Raw genomic sequence first — 16394 nt, forward strand, 5'->3', positions numbered from 1 at the left:
TCGGGGGGAGCCGAGGGATCCTCAGCGAAAGGAAGCCCGAAGTGCACCGGACAACTGCTCACCCGCTGCGACGGACGACGGCGTTGCGCCGGGTGGGGAACACGATCGCGGCCGCGATGGCCGGAGGCGTCCTGCTCCTGGCCGCCCCGGCCCCTGCCGGGGCGGTGGAACTGGACTGGCGGGGCGTCGGCGTCAGCAGCCTGTCCTACATGAAGACGGTGACGGTCAACGGCAACACCTACGACGTCACCAGGGGCCTCGACAACGGCATCTGGTTCCGGTTCAACAACGGCGCCTGGCAGCCGCTGGGCGGCTTCCAGGCCCAGAGCTACTACTCCCCCGCCATCGTGCAGTGGCAGGACCGTGTCATGGTCGCCCACCAAGGGGTGGACAACCAGATCTACTGGACCGCCGTGCAGAACCCGTCCGCGAACCAGTGGGAGCCGTGGCACCGCATCGAGGGTGACGCCGCCGCCTGGGGCGGCATCTCCCTGGAGAGCCTGGGCAGCACGGTGCTCTTCGACTGGGCGGACGTCAACGGCCTCTACCGGATCACCAGCGTGCACACCCGCCCGGACGGCACCCGCTCGCAGACCGCGATCAGCTTCCCCAACAGCCAGTGGCACGTGGGGCCGCAGGGAAGCGGCACGACGGGCACCCGGCGACCGAGCCCGATCATGACCTGGAACGAGGCGGCGGGCGGCGAGATGGAGCACATCTACCTGGTCGGAACCGACAACCACGTCTGGCAGATCTGGCGCAACCCCGCCACCGGGGCGACCGGAACCGCGAGCCAGGTACCGGGCGGGGCCGTGTGCATCTCCGGGGTGTCGGCCGCGCGGATGGGGTACCAGGACTACACCGTCGCCCCGGGCGACCCCCAGTACGCCAACCAGCGCCGGCAGATGCTCGCCTGCATCGGGGCCGACGGCTACGTCTGGATCAACACCTCCTCCACCGGCGGTGACACCTGGGACGGGTGGCGCCAGCCCGCCGGCGCCCTGGCGCCGTCGACGGACACCCCCGCGATCAACGCCACCGTCAACGAGTTCAGCATCGACATCAACTGGAACGGAGCCCGCAGCGGTCTCTTCCCCGACCACGCGATCGTCGAGAAGAGGATCCGGTAGCGGGACGAGGGCACCGGCGGGCGACGGCGTGGAGGCCCGGACGGCTCGCGGCGCGGGGCTGTCAGCCGACGGACTTCGCGTCGTCCGCCAGTACTTCGACGAGCCGCCGCTTGACCGCGTCGCGATGCGGGACCTGACGAGGCGGCTGCCCCGGCTGCGGCGGGACGCCGAGGTCGGTGAGGAGGTAGAGCATCCGCAGGGTGCGCAGCGCGTTGGACACGTATGTCGGGGTGGTGCCCCGGGCCACGGCCCGGAAGTCGGCGCCGATGTCGTCGAGCCAGGCGACGGACCGGTCCGCGGTGAGCTTCGGGTTGGTGAGGGTCAGCGCGATCGCACGGGCGAGCCGGTCGTCCTCCCGTTCGGCGTACAGGTAGTCGGTGGGCGCGAGGAGCCGGGCGGTCGCGAGGTCCAGCATCTCGACCGGTTCGACCTCGCGGTGGCAGCCGAGGGCACCGAGCAGGTCGGCGCCGTGCGCCACCGCGTGCAGCCAGCCCAACTGCGCGTCGTGGCCGCGCAGATCGCTCTCCGCGGGGTACCAGCGGACGAACGCGTCGAGCCATTCCTGCCGGAGGTCCCCGCGGCTGACGATCATGTCCAGGACCAGCGGCGCGAACGTGCGGGCCTGAATCGGCGAACCGGCCGCGAAGCGGGCCGCCATGTCATCGCCCAGGCGGACCCGCCGGTCGCCGTCGATGACGTCGCGCTCGATCCAGGTCCGCAGCACGACGTACGGGTAGCCGTCGCGCACCTCCGGGTCCGGATCCCACAGACACTCCGCCAGTTCTGCGGTGAGCTCGTCCAGATCGCCGCCCGGGGGCACCGCACATGCGTCGGAGTAGATCTTGTACCAGTCAGTCACGAGCAGCGAGGCTAGCCCGCCACGGACGGCGTGACCAGCGATTATCCGGATCCGCCCGCTGCTGTGACCGACAGTGCCGCGGGACGTCGGACGCCCATCGCCCCGGCCTCCCGCCCCCACTCCCCCGTCCAAGTGGCGCCTGGCCGCCGTCACCGTGACGACCGCGCTCGCCGTCCTGGTGTTCTCGAACTCCTCGGCGTACGCCGAGGCGCCCGGTGAGAGCAGCAGGTGGGCCGACGAGATCGAGGACGACGTCCCCGTCGCGGCGAGCGGCATCATGGGCGAGGCGCGCGCCGACGACAGTGACCTCATCCAGGTGTGGCGCGGGGCCGACGACGCCGACACGTACCTGTCGCTCGACCACGGGCGGCCGATCACGCTCGCGGGCCAGACCAACGCCCGCCCGCAGGTCGTCTACGCCGACGGCACCCGCGCACCCAGCACGTCACCACCAACCTCTCCGTCGAGGTCGACGAACCGGCGGGCACGGCCGTCGCGCGTTCATACGTCACCGTCCTCCGGGCCCTGCCCGGCTTCCCCTTGCAGCCCATCGCCGCCGCCCGCTACCACGACCGCTTCGAACTCCAAAGCGGCCAATGGCAGTTCGCGGAGCGCCGGGTGCGCCTCACGCTGGTCGGCGACGTGAGCCGCCACCTGCGCCAGGCCGCCGCACCCCGGTAGCCCCCAACCTCACGGGACAGGAAGGCTAGGCATCCGTCCGCACGACCGCGGTGAGGGTCTGCTCAGGGCTGCCGTCGGCGGGCCGTGCGGTCACCGGGTCCCCGTTGCGCCCCGCGGTGCTGGAGGTGAGCGCCCAGCCGGCGGGGTTGACCACGGCCCGGCGGGCACCGTCGTAGCTCCACCGCTGGGCCGCGGAACCGTCGCAGGCGGCGCGCACCACCTGGCCGCCGACGGCCGCGGGTGCGGCCAGGCACTCGTTGCCCTGGGCGGTGTGCAGGCTGCCGTCGCGGGCGAAGACGAAGAGCTGGTTGGCGTTGGGCGTGGTGGCGCAGCGGTAGCTGATGGCGCCGTTGGTGCCGCCGCGGTCGAGGCAGGCGCCGTTGGCGAACCGGAGCGGCCAGCGGGCGGACTGGCCGAGGCCGAGTTCGGTGAGCAGGGTGCCGTCGGGCTGCTTCCGCTGGCGGATCATGTCGTCGCAGGCGCCGCTGGTCGAGGTGCCGGTGTTGGTGGCGGTGAGGGTGCCGCCGTTGCCGGTCATCGGGTCCCAGCGGTTCTCGGAGTACGCGTTGTCGTCGCAGACGTAGGCGGGCCTGTTCCAGTCGAAGTACTCCACCCAGCTGTTCCAGTCGTGCTTGATCTGCCGCGACTCGGGGAGCAGGACCGAGCCGAGGACGAAGGAGGCGCCGGCGGTCTCGTCGGTGACGGTGGCCGTCACCCAGTGGGTGGCCGGGTCGATCCGGACCTGGAAGGCGTACATGTGGCCGGTGACCGGGCGGCCCTGGTTGACGGTGCTGTTGGCGCACTGGAGGTGCTGGCCCTCGCCGGTGCTGTTCCAGCAGTGCGAGCCCTGGGTGCCGTCGGCGCCGAACGGGCGAGCGGTGATCGGACGCATGACGGACCAGCCGGGCCCGCCGCCACCCGATCGGGCCACCTCCGGCCGCGACACGGCGAAGCGCCGAGACAACGGCGGTTCGGATGCGGAAGGCTGACGCCACCCTGCCCGGGGCCTCGCGGCGCGGCGGGAACGAGCGACCGGAGCGACCGGAGCGACCCGAGACCGGAATGGTGGCATGACCGTTCAGGACACCCCGCCCACCGGGACCACCCGGCGCGGCGACTTCGCCGAGCTGCACCGACGCGTCTCCGACGCCGGTCTGCTGCGCAGGCGTCCCCTGTACTACGCAGGCCGGAGCGCCGCGCTGTTCACCGCCCTGGCGCTGCTCCTGGCCGGGTTCGTCGCGCTCGGCGCGAGCTGGTGGCAGCTGTGCATCGCGCCCCTGTTCGCCTTCGTCCTCGGCCAGTTGGCGCTGCTGGGGCACGACGTCGCCCACCACGCGGTGTTCGCCGGCCGGCGGGCGACCGACCTGGCGGGCATCGTGCTGGGCAACCTCGTGGTCGGCATGAGCTACGGGTGGTGGGTGAGCGACCACAACCGGCACCACGCACACCCGAACCGCGAGGGCCACGACCCGGCCGCGGACTCCCTCCTCTTCGCCCGGACCACCGAACAGGCCTGCCGGACAAGAGGGTTGAGGCGGCTCGCGGCCAGGTACCAGGCGGAACTGTTCTTCCCGCTGCTGTCCCTCCAGGCGCTCGGGCTGCTCGTCGCCACCTGCCTGACCCTGACCCGCGGCACCGTCCGGTACCCGGCCCTGGAGCGCACGCTCGCCGCGCTGCACTACGCCCTGGCGGTGGCCCTCCTGGCCGTCGTCCTCGCACCGCTCCAGGCGCTGGCCTTCGCCGTACTGTTCGGGGCGGTCCTCGGCGTGTACCTGGGGTGCATCTTCGCGCCCAACCACAAGGGCATGCCGATGACCGGCCCGGACGCGGAGCGCGCCGACTTCCTCCGCCGGCAGGTGCTGCCGTCGCGCAACCTGCGGGCCGGCCGGTTCGTCCACTTCCTCTTCGGCGGCCTCGGCTACCAGATCGAGCACCACCTCTTCCCGGCCATGCCGGTGGCGGCGCTGCGCCCCGCCTCGCGCATCGTGCGCGACTACTGCGCCCAGATCGGCGTACCGTACAGCGAGGCGAGCCCGGTCGCCTGCTTGCGGGAGATCCTGCGGGACCTGCAGGCCGTCGGCCGCTCGCTCCCCGGCGACCCGGCGCAGTCGGGCCCGCCGACCCGGCCTTCCGCTCCAGAGCCGACCCGGCCGACCGCCCCGGAGCCGCAGGCCGCGCCCGAAGCGGGGGCGGCGGTACGGTGAGCGGAGTCCTGTCCGGGCCGGCGGCGCGCACCGCGGACGGCCCGGCCCCCGGCGGCGAACGGCTCCGCGTCCTGATCGTCACCGAGTCCTTCGCCCCGCAGCTCAACGGTGTCGCCCACAGCGTCCTCCGGACCGCCGAACACCTCGTCGCCCGGGGCCACACCCCGGTGGTGGTGGCACCCGCCGTGCGGGCACCAGCCGCGCGAGCCGCGCGACGGCACGCGGGCGACCTGCGCCGCGATCGGGCGTACGGCTACGAGGTGGTCCGCGTCCCGTCGGTGCCACTGCCCGGCTACCCGGAGGTGCGGGTCGCGCTCCCGGGGCGCGGGGTGGCCGACGCCATCGAGCGGCACCGCCCGCACGTGGTCCACCTGGCCAGCCCGTTCGCGCTCGGGGCGGTCGGCGCCGCGGCGGCCGACCGGGCGGGGGTCCCGTCCGTGGCGGTCTACCAGACCGATCTGGCCGCCTACGCCAGGACCTACCTGCCGGCGCTGGGCGCGGCCGGACCCCGGCTGGCCTGGTGGCGGCTGCAACGGGTGCACTCCCTCGCCGCGCGGACGCTGGCACCGTCGCGGGCTTCGCTGCGCGCCCTGCTGGCGCACGGCATCCCCCGGGTCCACCTGTGGCCGCGCGGCGTCGACTGCGCACGGTTCCACCCCCGCCACCGCGACGAGACCCTGCGCCGGCGCCTCGGCCGCCCCGGAGACGTCCTGGTCGGGTACGTCGGACGTCTGGCGCCGGAGAAGCACGTCGACCGGCTGGCGGAGGTGTCCCGGATCCCGGGGGTTCGGCTGGTGGTCGTCGGCGACGGCCCGTGCCGGGCCCGGCTGGAGGCCGTACTCCCGGACGCGGTCTTCCTGGGCCTCCGGTCCGGGCACGAACTCGCCCGGCTCTACGCCTCGTTCGACGCCTTCGTCCACGCGGGGCCGTTCGAGACCTTCGGCCAGACCCTCCAGGAGGCCATGGCGAGCGGGCTGCCCGTCGTCGCCCCGGCGGCCGGCGGACCGCTCGACCTCGTCCGCCCGGGGCACACCGGGTTCCTCGTCCCACCCGGCGCGGCGGACGGGTTCCGGGAGGCCGTCGAACGTCTCGCCCGCGACGACGAACTGCGGGCGGCGTTCGGGCGGGCGGGCCGTGCCTCAGCGACGCAGCGCAGCTGGGAGACGGTCGGCGACCGCCTCGTCGAGCACTACCGGCTCGCCCTCACCGAGACGGCCGGGCCACCCCTGCGCCGCTGAGCAGGCCGGCGGACCCGCCCCGAAGAAACGGACCACCATGCACCACCCCCTCGCCGCCGAGTACGTCCGCAGCCCCGCTCCGGCCGCCGGCACCGCCGTCTTCCTGCACGGACTGGGCGGCTGGACCCACAACTGGGCCCACCTGATCGACCTGCTGCGGACCTCGGCGCACTGCCTGGCCCTCGACCTCCCGGGGTTCGGAAAATCGGCACCCCCGCCCGACGGCGACGTCACCGTCGAACGCCAGGCCGCGGCCGTCGCCCGCCACCTCGACCGGACCGGACACCACCGCGTGCACCTGGTCGGCAACTCCCTCGGCGGCCTGATCGCACTGCGCCTCGCCGCCCAACGGCCCGACCTGGTCGCCACCTTGACCCTCATCTCGCCCGTGCTGCCGACGTTCCCGCCCGCCCCGGCCCTGCGGGTGGCCCTGCTCGGCCTGCCGGGCGCGCCACGGCTGCACTCCCGCCTCCTGGCCGCCCAGAGCCCCGACCGCCAACTGGACGACCTCTACCGCCTCATCTACGCGAACCCCGCCCTCGTCGGCACCGAACAGCGGTCCGTGGAGGCGCGCGAGCGCCGACGCCGCGCCGAACTGCCGTACGCACAAAACATGCTGGCCGAAGGTGTGCGCTCGGTGGTCCACGCGTTCCTGCGACGGGGCGAGGCCTCCGCCTGGCACCTGGCGCGCCGCGTCACCGCCCCCACCCTGCTCGTCTACGGCCGGGACGACGCCCTCGTCCCCTTCCGTACGGCGCCCCGGGCCTACGCGGCCTTCCGCGACGCCCGCCTCCTCACCCTCCCCGGCGTCGGCCACGTCGCCATGCAGGAACGGCCGGCCCCCGTGGCCACGGCGATCCGCGCCCTGATCACCGAGTCGAGCCCGCGCGGCGCCGTCACTGTGCCGGAATCGCGCGCACCGGGTGCTTGCTCAGGATCGACACGCGGTTGAAGGCGTTGATGGCGATCGCCACCCAGATGACCGCCGAGATCTGGTCATCGGTCAGGACCTCGCGGGCGGCGCCGTAGGCGGCCTCCTGCGCGACGGCGTCCGACGGGTCGGTGGTCACCTCGGCCAGGGCGAGCGCGGCACGCTCCTGCGGCGTGAACAGTTCGGTGTCGCGCCACGCGGGCAACGTGCCCAGGCGCTGCGCGGTGTCACCGGCCTGAAGAGCGGCCCGGGTGTGCACGTTGAGGCAGTAGGCACACCCGTTGATCTGGGACACCCGAAGATTGACCAGCTCCACCAGCCTGCGGTCCAGCCCGGCCTCCGCCGCCCCCACCCCGGCCGCCTCGGCGGTCGCCCGCAACGCCCGGTAGGCCTGAGGGCTCTGCTTGTCGATGAACACCCGCCGGCGCACCGGGGCCGCGGTCACATCGGTGGTCACATCACTCACGGGAACTCCTCTGGCGGATCAGCAGATCAACGGATCACTCGTGGCCGGCATGTCACCGCACCATCATAGTTGAAAGTGAAACCACTTTGGAAGGCGACCGCCCGGGAGGCCGCAACATGACCGTCATCGAAACCGACCCCGCCGACCCACGAGACCGTCTCCGGATGGGACTTTCGCATGTCACAGGCCCTGTGGTACCTCTGATGATCACCAAATGTCGGTCAAGGGGTGGGAATGGACAAGAAAAAGATTCTGATCGGATGCGGGGCGGTACTCGCCCTCGGTGCCGTCCTCTCGCTGTTCGAGGACAAGCCCGATAAGGCGACTGCCGAAGCGAAGCCGTCCGCGAGCTCCCCGGCGGCCCCGGGTCAGCAACCGGCCGACGAGGCCCCGAAGCCGACGTCCGCGATCCCCTCGCCGGACTCGGCGCAGACCGTCGCCCTGATGGCCGCCCTCAAGGCCGTGGACCCGGGTCTGGTTGCCAAGCAGGACCGCGCCGTCTCCCGAGCCCGTAACACGTGCCTGGACGCGCGCGAGAACAAGGACGCGGCGACGGTTCAGAAGAACACCAAGTCACGGTTCGAGGGCGGCACGGTGCCGTCTCTGACGGACGACCAGGCCGCACAGATCGTCGCCGCGGTGAAGTCGACGTTCTGCGGCTGACCTGTGCCGTGCAGGCCCCGTCCAGCACCGGGCGGGGCTCTGCTGCGCCGAGGCTTGTCGGATAGATCAGTGCATCATGAGCATCCGGTGATGCCAACGGGCGTTCAGAAACCCCGCCCGGTCACGGCCGGGCGGGGGTCGGCACCGGTCAGGGGGCCTGGGTGTCGGCTGCGGGTGGGGTGGGCGCGTCGTCGGCGTCGTCGGGCTCGTCGGCCTTGGCGCGGACGTCCTTCGGGGTGGGCGCCACGATGTTCCGTTCCTCCGCGGACCGCTCCCGTACGGTGTCGTCGCCGTCCCGCGAGGCGTCGTGCTCCGCGGGGGTGGTGCCCGTGTCGTGCGTGCTCATGGCGTAGCCCTTCTCATCAGGTCAGTCGGCAGATTCGGTGCGCTCTGGGGGCGGCCTCACGGGCCCGGTGGTTGCTTCCTGCTCGAACCGGCGGGCCTGGCCTCTCCTCCTCGGGGTTGCCCCGGCGTCTACCCCGAACGCCGGTCGCGACGCGTTCGCACGGCCTCGGAGATCCGGTCGGCGGGCCCTGCCGTTCCTGGCGCCGCTCCGGCCACGACGCCACGACGGGATCCGGACCCGTGCAGGACCGGCGCTAAGGAGCCGTCCGGCGGGCGGCCGTGCGCCGCAGCACGATCTGGGGCAGGACGAGCCAGGTGGTGGTGAACCAGAGCAGGACGGCTGCGCTGAGGACCCAGGCGGCGACCGGGTTGCCGGTGGCGGTGCGCAGCAGGAGCAGCAGGGCGGCGGCGATGGTCAGGGCCAGGGTGACGAGGCCGGTGGCGATGAGGTGGCCGGCGACGTGGATGAGTTCGGGTTTCATGCCGCGGCCGGCGAGGAGGCGGTGGAAGGCCACGGGGGCGACGAGCGTGCCGGTGGAGAGGGCGCCGAGGATGACGGTGGCGACGTAGAGGTCCTTGTCGAAGTCGGGCAGGCCGGAGAAGCGCGGGGTGAAGGCCACGCTGATGAGGAAGCCGAAGAGGATCTGCGCGCCGGTCTGGCACACCCGCACCTCCTGGAGCATCTCGCTCCAGAGCCGGTCGGCCCGTTCCTGGGGCGTCTCGTCCCTGCCCCCGCCGGGCGACTTGTCGTCCTTCAGCACGGTTTCGTCTCCCTGTGCGCGGATGCGCGGGTGCGCGATGCGGGCAGGTCGGCAGGCCCGCAGGTCGGTGCCGGCCCTTCGGGCCGCCGGGTCAGGGGCGGTCTTCGTGGTGGCCGCAGAGCCAGGCCAGCGCTTGGTAGGCGCCCAGGGCGTACGCGGCGTTCGCGGCGTTCGCGCCCTCGTCCGCGCCGTCGCCCTCACCCGAGGCCGAGGCCAAGGCCAAGGCCGAGACGTCGCGCAGACGGACGGCGGCGGCCTGGCACTCGGCCAGGAGCTGCGCCCGGCACGGCCCGGTGGCGCCGAGCGCGGCGGCAGCGGTGAGGGGCGCCGCGACTTGGGCGCCGGCGGCCCATCGGTAGGCCCCCAGGATCCCGTGGTCGAAACCGGTCCACGGCTGCGGGCGGCCGTTGGCCGCCTCGATCGCGTCGAACACCTCGTCCAGTAGGCGCACCCCTACCGCCGGGATCGTCGTCTCGTCACTGGTCATGCCCGCAACCTACGTCGCCCGGACGCGGCCCGCCCCCGGGCGCCCGGTCCGTCCCGGGGCCGGCCGGACGGACGCTGGGCAATCGGGTGAACCCCACGACGGCCGCCGAGGTGGCGCCGGCGGGTCCGGATCCGGCTCGGAGCGCGGTGCGCAGCGCCGGGACCGGGTGGCGGCGGACCACTCAGTCGCCCGTTGCGGGCAAGGCGATGCGGCGCACCTGTCCGGCTTCCAGCTCGACGACGACGGCCAGCACCGGGCGCAGCCAGCGCACCATCGACCGCGCGCCCGGATGCGGCTTTCGCAGCCGCCCGGCGACGGGCGATCCGAGCTCCGCCCGCTCCTGCCCGGACAGCTCGCGCGTCACCAGCCGCCGACCGTCGACGAGCACCACCAGCAACCGCCCCGGCTCGCCTGGTTTGCACGGTTTGCCCGGTTCGCCGACGGCCCCGACCACCCAGCCCCTCACCGCAGCCCGCCCGGACACCGTTCCAGCGCGGGCGGCACGATCATCGACGGACTCCTTCCGTGCACGAGGTGTGATCACCCGAGCATGGCAGCAGGCCCCGACGGGCGCGATCCATGCGGTCGTCGGTCCCGCCGCTCTTCCAGGCGGAGCCTGGCCGAAACGGGGCAAGGGTGCTCGCCTCGAAAGGCCCACCCCCGGATGTGGGTCCGCCGGAGATGGCCCAGGCTCGGTGCATGGCATCGATCATCGTGCTCTTCGAGCTGGAGCCCGACGGGGCCATCGATGCCATCGCGGCCACTGGTGTGGAAAGTGCGGAAGATGCGGAAGGTGCCGAGCCCGCCGTGATCGCGGTGCACGCCGCCGGGGCCGATCCCGACGTGCCCGAGGACCCGCAGCCGTACACGCTGTGCGGGCTGGAGACCGGCCCGATGGAACACACCCACTACCGGCCGGTCCGGCCCGGCGAGCCCTGGTACCCGCCCACGCTCGCCGACCAGCGGTGCCAGGAGTGCGAGCGCGCCCTGCGCACGCAGTGACCGCAGTGCCCGCAGTGCCCGCAGTGCCCGCGTACGGCGCTCACAGTCCGGGCGCGTACGGCGCGATGCCGACGATGAGGATGTCGCGGCGGCCGTCGCCCCCGTCGTCGCCGAGGCGGACCGGGCCGACGTAGTGGCTGACGCGCCGGTCGTGGACGCCGTACCCGTCCAGCGGTTCGGTCAGGACGAAGCGGGTGTGGATGGCGTCGGCGGGCAGCGCGTCGGGTTGCCGGCCGACGCTCTCCGGGGTGGCGATGACGTTCTCGCCCCCCTCGATGTTCCGGCGGCCGACGAGGTGGGCGAAGGTGAACGTGGCCGGTGAACCGCCGTCCTGGTGAAGGCAGTTCGGCGAGGACACCGCGACCTGGCCCCGGTCCTGCACGCCGAGCGCGATCAGGTGGATGCCGACGTAGACGGGCACGCGGTGCAGGTCCTCCAGCCACAGGGCGTGGTCGAGGTCGGCGCGGACGAGGGCGTCGAGCAGCCGGTTGCCGTGCAGGGCGGGCGGGATGTCGGGCAGCCGGCGGCGCAGCCGGGGGTACTCGGGGTTGTGCTCGTCCTGCCAGTACTCGGTGACGGTGCCGAACTCGCCGTCGGGGGCACCGGGGATGTAGGACAGCGCACCGGTCCAGGGCAGGTAGACGGCGTGCGAGTAACGGCGGAACCGGTTGGTCTCCCGCGCGTACGGGTCCGGGGGCAGGTCCCGGTAGGCGTCGGCGAGCCGGGCGAAGTCCTCCGCCAGTGCCTCGGGGTCGACGCCGAGGTCGGCGGCGCTCAGGCGGGCGAAGCCGTCGCGGCGCACCAGGCCGCCCCGTTCGGGGGTGCGGCCGTTCGGGTTCGGGGTGGCGTGCATCGGCTTCCCAAGGGGTTCGCGGGCGGCCGTCGGCGCGGGTCCGTCCCCCGGCCGCTCCCTGCCGGCTCCCTCCAAGCTGGCACGCCCGTCGCGGCCGCGCCGCAGTGGGGTCCGCCAGGCGGGTGACTGCGGCGGGGCGGCGTCCGGGGGGATCATGCAGCTCGCCAGGTCGTCCACCACCGCCGGCAGGCCTCCGGCGCGGTGTGCGGCGCGTTGGCGGTGGGCGCCGCTGCCCCGGGTGGCGAGCCGGTCGACGAAGGCGGTGACCCGTTCCAGGTCCCCCATGTCCTCCAATGCGGCGCCGATGTGCTCCAGCAGCCGCCGTGCGCGTTCCGGGGCGGGCAGCATCCGTCCGGTCAGGGCGTCCGTCCCCCGCCCCGGCCAGCCGTCGCGGGTGGCGTACCAGTAGGCGCCGCGCAGCAGCTCACCGCTCAGCCGGGGGCCCTGGTCGCCGTGCTCCGCCAAACGGGCGGAGGTCACCACCAGTCCCCGGACGACGGCCGCCAGGGCCACGGAGTCGACCGCCTCGGCCGGAACGTCCATGCACCGTACTTCCAGGGTCGGCAGGTTCGGGTGCGGGCGGGTGTCCCAGAACGGCAGCTCGGCGAAGGACATTCCACCGACGTCCGCCATGGCGGTGGCGAAGCGCCGGTAGTCGTCGAAGGATTCGACCCTCGGCGGCGGCCCGAGACCGGGGAACCGCAGGCGCAGCACCGACCGCCAGCTCGCGTACGCGGTGTCCCGTCCGGCGTGGAAGGGCGAGTTGGCGCTCATCTCGACCAGCAGCGGCAGCCATGGCCGCAGATGGTTGCCGACCAGGGCCGCCACCTCCCGGTCGGGCAGGAACACGTGGACGTGCAGGGCGCAGACGGCGAAGTCATCCATCATCGTCCGGAACAGTTTCACCCCGTCGCGGTACCGGGGGTGATCGCCCACCGGCGCCACGTCGCCGCCGATCACGGGCGTCGCGCTGGGACAGACCTTCAGGTTCTCGGCCGTCGCGCACGCGGCCAGTTCGCGGCGCAGTCGCGTCAGCTCGGCGGACAGGTCCTCCATCGTGCTGCACGGCGGTGTCCGCACCTCGATCTGGAGGTCCGTGAACTCCCCGGACACCAGCTCCCCCAGCACGCCGGCGGCGCGGGCGGCCAGCCCCGGCCCGGCGGGCACCGCGGCGCGGGTGGCGGCGTCCACGAGGAAGTACTCCTCCTCCACCCCCACCGTCGGCGCCGGCTGCCGGCCGCGCCCCGCACCGTCCGGCACGGGCCGCCGGGAGCCTTCCGCGCGTACCGCGTCGCTGCCGTCCACCCCACCAGCGTCACTCCCCCGGCCCGCGCCGTCATCCCGTACCTGCCGTCATCCCGTACCTGCCATCGGTCCGGCCGCCGCGGAGGTCCCGAAGGATGTGGCCCCGCGGACGAACGCGACGGCGCCGACCGCCGCCACGCCGGTCGGGGCGCCCACGGGGGCACCGGGGTGCCAGGCCTCACCACGCGTCGCCAAGGCCGTTGGAAGCAGGGTCGGGACCCGTCCGCCGGAGGTGGCCCGGGCTGGTCCGGATGCCACCGAGCGGGTGCGGCGGACCGGCCCAGCAGCGACGTTGAGAAGATGGACATCGTCGTCGTACTTGAGCTAGACATGCCGACCAACGTGCGGCTCCTCGGCCCCGACCACACCCCGGCGGACCCGGAGAGCCCGGTGCGCCGCGTGCACGCCGCCCCCGCGGAAGCCTCGGGCACCTGCGGCCGCCGCACCCTGTGCGGCCTGGACACCGACGGAATGACCCTCGCCCCGCACCGCTACGCCCACCAACCTCCAGCGCACTGGCTCACCTGCAGCACGTGCCAGGCCGCCAGACAGGGCCCCGCACCCGACGCCACCGGAGCAGCCGCCCAGGACCACCACGAGGACGACGCCCACCCGGCGGAAACCGCCGCGCGCTGAGCACCGCACCCACCGCGTCGAGCGCGCGGGCGGCGGCCGACGGCCGGTCGCCTCCTCAGCGCGAGCCGACCGCTTCGGACCGTGTGCGCAGCGCGGCGTCGACGCCCCGCAGGAAGTGTTCGAGGTCATCGGGGTTGCGCGAGGTCACCAGCCGCCAGCCGTCGGCATCGTCCGTGACCAGAGGTTCGTCCGTCCAGGTGGCACCAGCGTTGGCGAGGTCGGTGCGCACGGAGGGGTAGGAGGTGAGCCGCTTGCCGTACGCGACGCCCGCCTCGGCCGGCAGCCACGGCCCGTGGCAGATGGCGGCGACGGGACGCCCGTCGACGGTGAAGGCGACGGGACGTCCAGCGACGGTGAAGGCGAGCACGGTGTGGACGGCCGCCTCGCGGAGCCGGAGGGTGTCCGCGGTGATGGTGCCGCCCGGGACGAGCAGCAGGTCGTAGCCGGCGGGGCGCCACCTCGTCGAGGGTGTGCACGGAGGTGTGCGGGTCCGGCAGGTGTGCGGGTCCGGCAGGTGTGAACGGCGCCGGTGCGGGAAGCCGCCCGGCATGCTGCTGCTGCGACCACCGGGGGTCTATCCGCCGCAGGGGGACACCGAACTGCTGGCCGCCTGTGTGCGCCGGGAGCCGCTGGACGGCTCCAGCCGGGTGCTCGACCTGTGCACGGGGACGGGCGCCGTCGCGCTCGCGGCCGCGCGCAGCGGGGCACGGGTCACGGCGGTCGACCTGTCCGCCCGTGCCGTCGCGGCCGCCTGGTGCAACTCCCGCCTGCACCACCGCCGGATCCGGCTGCACCGGGGCGACCTGCTGGCCCCGCTCTCCGGTGGCCGCTTCGACCTGGTGACCGCCAATCCCCCGTACCTCCCCACCGACCCCGGCAAGGGGTCTCCTGGCCGCGGCGCGGCCCTGGCCTGGGACGCCGGCCCGGACGGGCGGCTGGTCCTGGACCGGATCTGCCGGACGACTCCCCGCGTGCTGGCCGCCGGCGGCGTGCTGCTGATCGTGCAGTCCGCGCTCGCGGACGTCCCGGAAACCCTGGCGCTCCTGCGCGCGGCCGGGCTGCGCACGAGCGTGGCGGCGCGGCAGCGGCAGCCCTTCGGGCCGGTGCTGACGGCCCGCGCCGCCCTGTTCGAGCGACTCGGGCTGATCGGGCCGGGCGAGCGCGAGGAGGAGCTGGCGGTGGTGCGCGGTGTCCGCGAACGCTGACCGGGACGTCACCCGGGTGGTCGTCGTGCCGGGCGGTCCCCTGCTGGTCGAGGGCCCGGTGGAGGTGGTCCTGCCGGACGGCACCCGGCGGGTCTCCGAGCGCCCGGTGGTGGCCCTGTGCGCCTGCCGGCGCAGCCGGACGTATCCGTTCTGCGACACCAGCCACCGGCGGCACGGCCGCCCGCCGCAAGGCTCGGGAGCACAAGAAGGCTCAGGAGCACGGCACGGCTCAGGAGGAGGAGTCGGCGAGGGGTGAGCGCAGGGAGGTCCGTCCGGCGCGCCAGCAGCCGAGCAGGTGGTCGGCGAAGCGGCGGTCGGCCGTCCCGGCGGCGGCGATGCCGAAGGCGATGTCCGGCGCCGACTCCGGTTCGGCGGCGAGCAGTTCCTCGATGACCCCGCGGCGCACCAGTTGCTCGTGGACGGCGTCGGCCTCGATGTGTTCGCGGTAGAACAGCGTGCCGTCCTGGCCGCCACCCAGGCGTTCCAGCGCGGCGGCCAGGCGGGCCGAGCCGGGGGAGGAGGTGATCTCGATGGCGGCGAACTGCCCGATGGCGGCGCCGCGCAGCACGCGGTGCAGGCCGAACAGCGTCATCAGGTTGACCGTCGCCAGCATGGGCGCGGGGACGACGTCCAGGTAGTGGCCGTACTCGGGGTCGAGGCCGAAGGCGGTCATCATCCGGGCGAACAGCAGGCAGTGCGCCCGCTCCGGGCGTCCGGCGCCGTACTCGTCGTAGGCGATCGCCATCAGCACCGCCTGGGCCGGCCCGTGGATCCTCGGCAGGACCCACAGTTGCGGATCGGCCTCCTTGAGGTGGTAGACGGACCGGTGCACCAGGTACTCCCGGGCGTGGTGGCGCTCGCCCTCGGCCAGCAGGAAGTGCGAGGGCCCGGTACCCTCGGGCGGCTGCGTGAGCAGTTGCTCCAGCACCTCGGGCAACGCCGGTACGGGTTCCGTCTCGGCGCGCACCCTCGCCAGGAACGATCGCTCCAGCTCCCGTCGCAGGGCGAGCAGTTCCGGCTCCCACTCCCAGCCGGGGTGGACGCCCGGCAGGCCCCGGTCGTGGAGCTCGTAGCACAGGTGCAGCGCGAGCTGGTGGTCCTCTCCCCAGGGGTCGTGGAGCGGGCCCGGTGGCGCGAGCAGCCGTCCGGCGCCGGGCGGGCCGGCGGTCACCAGCCCGAGCACCGCCGCCGACAGCGGTCCGCGCGGTCCGGGCAGGCCGGGCGGGCCTGGCAGGCCGCTCATCCGCCGCTCCCCCGGCCATCGGCGCAGGCGCAGAGCACGGCGAAGGCGACCGCGAGGGTCAGCGCCCAGCAGCCCGTGAAGGCCCACAGGACAGGTGGCTCCGCCGTCCGGAGTCCGGCCGCGAGCAGGCCGAGCGACAGCAGAGCGAGCCCGAGAACAGGGCCCGGCCGTACCCCGCGCATCATGTCCCAGGCCCTGCTGCGCAGTCCGAGGCCGAACCTGTGCAGCCGTGCTTCCAGGACGCGGTCGCGGCGCAGCTCCCGTTCGATCCCGAGCAGCGCCTCCTGCTCGCGTCCGTCCATGGTGCGTCCTCCTCGCGGGGTCATCCGTCGTGGTCCGGCGGAGCGGCTACCCGGGAAGCGCGAAGGCTAACGCCGCCGCCGGC

At 73.9% G+C, this 16394-nt stretch carries 21 protein-coding genes; 10 read left to right on the plus strand and 11 right to left on the minus strand.

Features of this window, described 5'->3' with window-relative positions; genetic code table 11:
- Positions 1–41: 41 nt before the first annotated feature.
- On the plus strand, positions 42–1130 hold the full coding sequence (locus ACIP37_RS13775; RefSeq protein ID WP_331744823.1) for a hypothetical protein: 1089 nt from the start codon (positions 42–44) through the stop codon (positions 1128–1130).
- 61 nt (positions 1131–1191) lie between these two features.
- Here ACIP37_RS13775 and ACIP37_RS13780 read toward each other — a convergent pair whose 3' ends face one another.
- Positions 1192–1989, minus strand: coding sequence for a DUF2785 domain-containing protein (locus ACIP37_RS13780; protein WP_400806837.1), 798 nt, complete (start codon positions 1987–1989; stop codon positions 1192–1194).
- Positions 1990–2307: 318 nt separating this feature from the next.
- Between ACIP37_RS13780 and ACIP37_RS13785 the strand changes: the two genes are divergently transcribed.
- A complete protein-coding gene (locus ACIP37_RS13785; protein ID WP_400806834.1) occupies positions 2308–2670 on the plus strand; it encodes a nuclear transport factor 2 family protein in 363 nt (120 codons plus the stop codon).
- 25 nt (positions 2671–2695) lie between these two features.
- Here ACIP37_RS13785 and ACIP37_RS13790 read toward each other — a convergent pair whose 3' ends face one another.
- Positions 2696–3562: a ricin-type beta-trefoil lectin domain protein gene (locus ACIP37_RS13790; protein WP_400806831.1), complete on the minus strand. Its 867-nt coding sequence runs from the start codon at positions 3560–3562 to the stop codon at positions 2696–2698.
- A 178-nt stretch (positions 3563–3740) separates the two neighbouring features.
- On the opposite strand from ACIP37_RS13790, the gene ACIP37_RS13795 reads away from it, so the two are divergent.
- The 3 genes from ACIP37_RS13795 (at position 3741) to ACIP37_RS13805 (ending at position 7064) form a co-directional block, all read left to right on the plus strand.
- Positions 3741–4874 carry a fatty acid desaturase gene (locus ACIP37_RS13795; RefSeq protein WP_400806828.1) on the plus strand — a complete coding sequence of 378 codons (1134 nt, stop codon included), beginning with the start codon at positions 3741–3743 and terminating at the stop codon, positions 4872–4874.
- Positions 4875–4945: 71 nt separating this feature from the next.
- The gene (locus ACIP37_RS13800) at positions 4946–6112 is read left to right on the plus strand and encodes a glycosyltransferase family 1 protein (RefSeq protein WP_363584457.1); all 1167 of its coding nucleotides are present in this window, start codon (positions 4946–4948) and stop codon (positions 6110–6112) included.
- Positions 6113–6149: 37 nt separating this feature from the next.
- Complete coding sequence (locus ACIP37_RS13805) at positions 6150–7064, plus strand: alpha/beta hydrolase (protein ID WP_363584404.1); 915 nt, start codon at positions 6150–6152, stop codon at positions 7062–7064.
- On the opposite strand, the gene ACIP37_RS13810 is transcribed toward ACIP37_RS13805, so the two are convergent.
- Positions 7009–7509, minus strand: coding sequence for a carboxymuconolactone decarboxylase family protein (locus tag ACIP37_RS13810; RefSeq protein WP_363584402.1), 501 nt, complete (start codon positions 7507–7509; stop codon positions 7009–7011). The two genes, ACIP37_RS13805 and ACIP37_RS13810, sit on opposite strands and share 56 nt — an antisense overlap.
- Positions 7510–7743: 234 nt before the next feature.
- On the opposite strand from ACIP37_RS13810, the gene ACIP37_RS13815 reads away from it, so the two are divergent.
- A complete protein-coding gene (locus ACIP37_RS13815) occupies positions 7744–8172 on the plus strand; it encodes a DUF732 domain-containing protein (protein WP_363584455.1) in 429 nt (142 codons plus the stop codon).
- Positions 8173–8320: 148 nt separating this feature from the next.
- On the opposite strand, the gene ACIP37_RS13820 is transcribed toward ACIP37_RS13815, so the two are convergent.
- The 4 genes from ACIP37_RS13820 to ACIP37_RS13835 form a co-directional block, all read right to left on the minus strand.
- Positions 8321–8518: a hypothetical protein gene (locus ACIP37_RS13820; protein WP_363584400.1), complete on the minus strand. Its 198-nt coding sequence runs from the start codon at positions 8516–8518 to the stop codon at positions 8321–8323.
- Between the two features lie 253 nt (positions 8519–8771).
- Positions 8772–9278 (minus strand): DUF6328 family protein, encoded by a 507-nt coding sequence (locus ACIP37_RS13825; protein ID WP_363584399.1) that lies wholly within the window; start codon positions 9276–9278, stop codon positions 8772–8774.
- A 91-nt stretch (positions 9279–9369) separates the two neighbouring features.
- A complete protein-coding gene (locus ACIP37_RS13830; protein WP_400806824.1) occupies positions 9370–9765 on the minus strand; it encodes a hypothetical protein in 396 nt (131 codons plus the stop codon).
- Between the two features lie 181 nt (positions 9766–9946).
- Entirely contained in the window at positions 9947–10156 is a 210-nt protein-coding gene (locus tag ACIP37_RS13835) for a hypothetical protein (RefSeq protein WP_363584395.1), read from the minus strand.
- 308 nt (positions 10157–10464) lie between these two features.
- Between ACIP37_RS13835 and ACIP37_RS13840 the strand changes: the two genes are divergently transcribed.
- On the plus strand, positions 10465–10767 hold the full coding sequence (locus ACIP37_RS13840; RefSeq protein ID WP_400331957.1) for a hypothetical protein: 303 nt from the start codon (positions 10465–10467) through the stop codon (positions 10765–10767).
- A 40-nt stretch (positions 10768–10807) separates the two neighbouring features.
- Here the strand turns inward: ACIP37_RS13840 and ACIP37_RS13845 are convergent, their stop codons facing one another.
- Positions 10808–12925 carry a YbdK family carboxylate-amine ligase gene (locus tag ACIP37_RS13845; protein ID WP_400806820.1) on the minus strand — a complete coding sequence of 706 codons (2118 nt, stop codon included), beginning with the start codon at positions 12923–12925 and terminating at the stop codon, positions 10808–10810.
- Positions 12926–13255: 330 nt separating this feature from the next.
- On the opposite strand from ACIP37_RS13845, the gene ACIP37_RS13850 reads away from it, so the two are divergent.
- Positions 13256–13561, plus strand: a complete 306-nt coding sequence (locus tag ACIP37_RS13850; RefSeq protein ID WP_363584389.1) for a hypothetical protein — start codon at positions 13256–13258, stop codon at positions 13559–13561.
- 55 nt (positions 13562–13616) lie between these two features.
- On the opposite strand, the gene ACIP37_RS13855 is transcribed toward ACIP37_RS13850, so the two are convergent.
- Positions 13617–14111, minus strand: a complete 495-nt coding sequence (locus ACIP37_RS13855; RefSeq protein ID WP_400843808.1) for a DJ-1/PfpI family protein — start codon at positions 14109–14111, stop codon at positions 13617–13619.
- On the opposite strand from ACIP37_RS13855, the gene ACIP37_RS13860 reads away from it, so the two are divergent.
- Positions 14110–14766, plus strand: a complete 657-nt coding sequence (locus ACIP37_RS13860) for a HemK2/MTQ2 family protein methyltransferase (RefSeq protein ID WP_363584385.1) — start codon at positions 14110–14112, stop codon at positions 14764–14766. The genes ACIP37_RS13855 and ACIP37_RS13860 overlap by 2 nt on opposite strands.
- Positions 14750–15022: a CDGSH iron-sulfur domain-containing protein gene (locus tag ACIP37_RS13865; protein ID WP_363584383.1), complete on the plus strand. Its 273-nt coding sequence runs from the start codon at positions 14750–14752 to the stop codon at positions 15020–15022. The genes ACIP37_RS13860 and ACIP37_RS13865 overlap by 17 nt, the downstream gene beginning before the upstream one ends.
- Here ACIP37_RS13865 and ACIP37_RS13870 read toward each other — a convergent pair.
- Together ACIP37_RS13870 and ACIP37_RS13875 are read right to left on the minus strand one after the other, a co-directional pair.
- Positions 14996–16009 carry an iron-containing redox enzyme family protein gene (locus tag ACIP37_RS13870; RefSeq protein ID WP_363584381.1) on the minus strand — a complete coding sequence of 338 codons (1014 nt, stop codon included), beginning with the start codon at positions 16007–16009 and terminating at the stop codon, positions 14996–14998. The genes ACIP37_RS13865 and ACIP37_RS13870 overlap by 27 nt on opposite strands.
- Entirely contained in the window at positions 16006–16311 is a 306-nt protein-coding gene (locus ACIP37_RS13875; protein WP_363584379.1) for a hypothetical protein, read from the minus strand. The genes ACIP37_RS13870 and ACIP37_RS13875 overlap by 4 nt, the downstream gene beginning before the upstream one ends.
- Positions 16312–16394: the final 83 nt, after the last annotated feature.

It is taken from the genome of Kitasatospora sp. NPDC088861 (assembly GCF_044750105.1).
GTDB lineage: Bacteria > Actinomycetota > Actinomycetes > Streptomycetales > Streptomycetaceae > Kitasatospora.